Annotated in this window: 4 protein-coding genes; all 4 read left to right on the forward strand. The window is 36.4% G+C overall.

Going from position 1 to position 5675, the window contains the following annotated elements:
• The first annotated feature begins 211 nt into the window (after nucleotides 1–211).
• Complete coding sequence (locus tag QZ659_RS19880; protein WP_291728740.1) at nucleotides 212–865, forward strand: N-6 DNA methylase; 654 nt, start codon at nucleotides 212–214, stop codon at nucleotides 863–865.
• Nucleotides 866–867: 2 nt separating this feature from the next.
• Nucleotides 868–1062, forward strand: a complete 195-nt coding sequence (locus QZ659_RS19885) for a hypothetical protein (protein ID WP_291728742.1) — start codon at nucleotides 868–870, stop codon at nucleotides 1060–1062.
• Entirely contained in the window at nucleotides 1063–5310 is a 4248-nt protein-coding gene (locus QZ659_RS19890) for an SNF2-related protein (protein WP_291728744.1), read from the forward strand. It begins immediately after the preceding gene.
• 12 nt (nucleotides 5311–5322) lie between these two features.
• Nucleotides 5323–5675 (forward strand): hypothetical protein (locus QZ659_RS19895; protein ID WP_291728746.1); only part of this gene is annotated, 353 nt, incomplete at its 3' end.

The raw sequence follows: 5675 nt of genomic DNA on the forward strand, positions 1-5675 counted from the left end.
AAAAATGGACAAGGTGTATTAGTCAAGCCTCTAAAGAATTGAAGTAAGATTTTACATTAAAAAAACTCACTTTTAAGAAACCTCTCAAAAGGCACTTTTAGCGCATTCTTTAACATCTCACAAATGCTTTTTTGGAAAAGGTGTTATAAAAAATCACTCTTTTAAAAACGTTCAGCTTCTCCAATGTAAGCCCAAATTATCAAGTAAGAAAATGAGCTATTCCGAAGGAAACCGAAAAGGAAAGAAAATACTCAATGCCTATTTCACACCAGAAGAAATCTGTGAGCAGATGTGGGAACTAGCAAAAGTACATGGCTATGATGGAGGAACAGTCTTAGAGCCTTCAGTCGGAACTGGAAATATGATTGTTCATGCGCCAGATAAAACAAAGGTTACAGGACTGGAAACCGAAGCAGAATATTTTGAAGTAGTCAAAAATCGTTTTCCAACTTCGACGATTCATAATGTATTTTTTGAGCAAGTGTTTTTACAACCAGAAAGATACAGGCACGACTACGAAGGCGATACGACTTGGCTCAAAGGCTATCCGTTTTCGCTTGTCATTGGTAATCCACCTTACGGAAAATTCTCTGGTCGTTGGGCTTCTTACTTTCCACGTAGAGGAGAGCCAAAGATGTCCAATTACGAGTTTTTCTTTATGTGGTACGGTCTGAAACTCTTAAAAAAAGGTGGTTTGCTTATTTATATAGCCCCTCAAAATTTTCTCAATACTGGATTCAATCAGTACAAAAAAGAAAAAGAAGCCATTTTGAAAGTAGGTCAGTTTATAGATGCCTACGAACTAAGTAGCATTTTTAAAGACACTAAAGTTCCTACGCATATTATCGTACTCAAAAAGAAATAATCATGGAACATCAAATCCGATTAGCCATTAAAAAAGCTTTAGATAGCTGTGATAGTGAAAAAATGCCTCATGTCTGTCAATCTAAGCAAATTAAAGGAGGTTATAAACGACTAGAATCATTGGTGTTGAAACTGATGATAAAAAATGAATTTACGCCTTCAGAAGCCATTGCGCATATTGAAAACGAGAATTTGTAAATGAGAAACTACTATTCAGAACGGATTAGGCTTATAGAAGATGTCATTGATGATATGCGTAAGCAGGGAATGCACGATAGAAAGTCAGATACATCACAAGACTACAAAGCTCTGCAACTTGGTTTTGAATCTGATTTTGTGCGCTCTGAATATGAATCAGAATTTGCAGAACTAGAGAGTTATGACAAATCCGTAGAACCTACTCAAATAGAGCTATGCTCTTACAGTAACTTCTTTGAAAAATACCCTCATAAAACCGTAGGAAAGAAGTTTTTATCTTCTTCATTTATGTTCGCTGTTCAGTCTAAAGCTACGCTCAAAGAGAGTGTGGAAATGCTCAAACAAGAAATTGAGAAACAAAAAAAAAGCGAATCCACTTCCTCAAAACTAAAACTCAAAATGAAAGCCAAAGCCCTCAAATTACTTCAATTACAAGCACAAGCCGAATTAGAATTAGGTTCTGGTTTGAGTGGTTTAGATGGTTTGGGAGCATTGGGCGAAGTAGATAAAAAAGAAATTGCTACTAATGCAGCTCTACTCGCTAAACTTGTCAAGAAAGAAGAGCAGAGAGCTAAAAAAATTAATTCCTTTGACGATAATTTTAAAAGGTATAATAAAGGCATTAGTGAAAACGAGATTAAAGCGTGGGTGTGGTTCAAGCAATCACAAGGTTCGCCAATGCACGGTTGGGAAAAATATTTTTTGAAGTCCACAAAGTCCGTAAAAAATGAGGAGGTTTTAGTAACTACTCAATCTACTACTATCAAGGACAATCATTTTAGAGATGAAAAGAAAGTTCCTAGTGGTTCTATTTTGGGGAAGCCTACTCGTTTTCAAAATGAGTACGATAATAAAACCTTTCAGATTTTTACAGACAAAGAAGGGCATAAAAAATATGTAGATAAGTCTCATGTACGCACGCAGCGTACTCAAGCCACAGCCGACCCAAAAGAACTAAGTAAACTCGTCAAAGAAGGAGCTTTATTTGTAGGCGAAACAGACTTTTTACCTCTACCATTGTTTACCTTCGGAAATGTCTATGATAGGATTTTAGCCCTTGAAGAGAAAAAGAGTTTTATCTTAGAACAATACGGACAAGAGGTATATGACAAGCATATTGAAGCTCTCAATGCAGCCAAACCTCGTCCTTTGTCTGTACTTACTCCAGATGCTACAAAGCGTTTGAAAATACTTCCTTTCTCTACATTTGCTAAAGAGTTTAAGATTAAAAACGATGCTGAAGGCAACGAGATAGGCGATGAAGAAGGCATTAGTCTGAATAGTTTTTTCCGTATTTGGTTAAAGCAAAATTTAGAACTGATAGAGACACAAGGTATTTCTGGTTACAATATCATTCATCACTACTTAGATGGTGGTTCAAAACCGAAAGAAGAGAAAGAATTTATTGAAAAATACGCTCGTTTAGAAGGGGATAGACTGTTTGATATTTTCCTTCACACAGGCATATCTGTCAATGACCAAAAGCGTTTGGATATGGCTTGGAACAGGCAGTACAACGGTTTTGCTAGTCTGAATTACAAGCGCATTCCTATTGGTCTTACTACCTCTGCCTTATTCAAAGGCAAGTCGCTTGCTTTTATGGAGGCACAACGAGAAGGGGTAGCCTATATTGATGCTGTGGGTTCTGGCTCTATTGCTTATGATGTAGGAGTAGGCAAAACGATGACGGCTATTCTTATCTTGGCTCAAAATATTCAAAACGGTACGTACAAACGTCCTTTGATTGTTGTTCCTAAACCTACGTATGAGAAGTGGAAAAATGAAATCAATGGTTATAAAGACAAGAAGGGAAACTTTGTAGAAGGTGTACTATCTCATTTGGGCATCAAAATCAATGATTTTGGAAATATGGGAAAAGCCTATATCAATCCAAAAACGATAAATAAGCAAGTAGAGGAAAAATCTATTACGATTGTTTCCTATGAGGGCTTTTCCAGAATTGGTTTTTCTCCTGCCCTAGAAAAAGAACTGCTCAAAGATTTATCTAAAATCGTACTTCAAGATGATGATTCATCTAAACGAGATTTAGAAAAGCAGTATGAAAACTTACGAAAATTAGTAGGTCGTACAGCAAAAGGAACAGTTTGCGATATTGATGTTTTGGGCTTAGATGCCATTATCATTGATGAAGCGCATAATTTCAGAAATGTATTCTCTTATGTTCCTGCACAAGAAGGTGTAAAAAGATACAGTACACAAGGTTCTACTTCAAGTAGAGCGCAGTCTGCCTTTATGCTTTGTAATTATATACAACGCAAATATGGTGGTAATGTAGTTTTACTTACGGCTACACCTTTCAACAATTCGCCTTTAGAAGTGTATTCTATTTTGTCGCTGATTGCTCTGAATAAAATGGAGAGAGTGGGTGTAAAATCACTTTCTCAATTTATGGAAACCTTCATTCAAGAGACGTATGAGGTAGTTGTAACAGCTTCCAATAAACTGGCACAAAAACCTGTGGTTAAGTCGTTTCAGAATAAAAGGTCATTGCAAAGTCTTGTATTTTCTTATATCAATTTTAAGACTGGAGAAGATGCAGGAGTACGTCGTCCTGTGAAAGTAAACATTCCTAGATTATCGTATAGAAACAGTAATAATGAGCTAATTCATTTGAAGCCAAGTGAGCAAATCACAAGCTATCTGCAAATGAATGCGATGCAAGATGAATATCAAAAGGAAGCTGTTGCACTTGCCGAACGAGGCAGTGGATTTAAGGAAAAAGGAAAGAATGTGCTTGTTGCAATGAGTATGAGCCGAAAAAATGCTTTTAGTCCTTTCTTGCTTTCTGATGAAAAGCCAGAAGACTATTTAGATTTTGTAGAAAACAGTCCAAAAATACACTATACTGTGGAGTGTATTGCTTCAGTAAAAAAACATCACGAGAAAAGTGGAACGCCTGTTTCTGGTCAAGTGATTTATTCTAATATTGGCAAAGTGTTTTTTCCACTTATCAAAGAATATTTAGAGAAAGAAGTAGGCTTCAAAAAAGGAATTACTTTCAGTAGAAAAAAATTCGATGAAGTAGAAATTGTTACAGGCGACGGAACGGCTGCCAGAAAAGAAGCTATTAAAGAAGCCTTTTTGAGTGGAATTGTAAAAGTCATCATTGGCTCTTCTACTATTCGTGAGGGAATTGATTTACAGAAAAGAGGAACAGTTATTTACAATCTCTATCCAGATTACAATCCTACCGATATTAGACAACTAGAGGGACGTATTTACAGACAGGGAAATATGTTTGGCTATGTGCGTGTAGTAACACCACTCATTCAGAACTCAATGGACGTATTTATTTTCCAAAAGTTAGAGGAAAAAACGGCTCGTATCAATGATATTTGGGCAAAAGCTACGGACGAATCCAATGTACTTGACCAAGAGAGTTTAGACCCAGAAGCTGTAAAGTATGCTCTATACACAAATATTGATAAGCTAGTGGCTCTCAAAGTTGCTGAACTTGAAATGGAAATTCTCAAATCCAGAAGCAAGGTTGAAAATGAGCTAAGTACGCTTAGAGAGGTAGAGATGTCTCGCAATTCCTATGAAACGTCTAAAAAGTTTATACAAGATAAGTTGCCAGAGTTTAAGCGTTTGGCTACAAACTATTTAGAAGATTATAAGGAGAGTAAAGACAAAGAAGTAACCAAAAACAAAGAAAAGTTAAAGTCTATACTGCAAGAAATTGATGCGTATAATAACGATGATAAGCAATTAGTACGTATAGGCATCAAAATAAAACGAGTTCAAAGTAACTTCTTTAAGAACTATGCCTATACTGACCATTTGGATAAATTTAGAGCAGCCCTTACTAAAATCAATAAGTCAGAATCTATCCTAGCCAAATATGATGGGAACATTGAGGAGGCTATCAAAAAAATAGAAGCCCTAATTATTGAACAAAATAAAAAGATAAAGGAGCTTAAAGACCAACAGTTTTTACAGTCTATCTATGACCAAATTGTAGAAGAGAAAAAGAAACTCAATATCACAGGGCGTAGTCCACAAGATGCAGCGAAAGATTTTGCACAACTCAACTATCTCTTAGACTATACAATGGCTGATGTTGATGGAGTACATGGAAATCCATTGCCTACGGACAAGCCGAAATCAACGCCAAAATCATTACCTCAATCTGCTACCCATAAGGCTAAAGTAAAGCTCAAAATGAAAGCTAAAGCCCTTAAACTTCTTCAACTACAAGCACAAGCTGAACTAGAACTAGCAGCCTAAACTATCAATATTATGAACTATTCTAGCTATTTATCACAATACAACCAAGCGAACTTAAAACCTTCACAGTTTTCTTCTACGGTTTGGAAAGCCTTTGACGAAGGACACAAAACACTTTCAGAACTGAGTGAAAATGGTCTGATTGAGGATGCAGACTTTAGTGAAGTAGTCAAAGGACACTATGCGAACTTTGAGAAAATGCTTAAACAAGTAGGCACGTCAGCACCCAAAAAGAAAGCAGCTTCTCCCAAAAAAACGCCTGTAAAAAAGCCTACTACTCGTAAGAAGACTGTACCTAAAAAAAGAGCTGCGAAGCCTAAAACGACAGTTAAAAAAACAGCTACTAGAAGAAACCTTCCAAGTGT

Origin of the sequence: Bernardetia sp. (assembly GCF_020630935.1) — a bacterium.
GTDB lineage: Bacteria > Bacteroidota > Bacteroidia > Cytophagales > Bernardetiaceae > Bernardetia.

Coding starts and splice junctions, on each gene's coding strand:
- QZ659_RS19890 (WP_291728744.1), top strand. CDS start 1,063: ATGAGAAACTACTATTCAGAACGGATTAGGCTTATAGAAGATGTCATT.
- QZ659_RS19885 (WP_291728742.1), top strand. CDS start 868: ATGGAACATCAAATCCGATTAGCCATTAAAAAAGCTTTAGATAGCTGT.
- QZ659_RS19880 (WP_291728740.1), top strand. CDS start 212: ATGAGCTATTCCGAAGGAAACCGAAAAGGAAAGAAAATACTCAATGCC.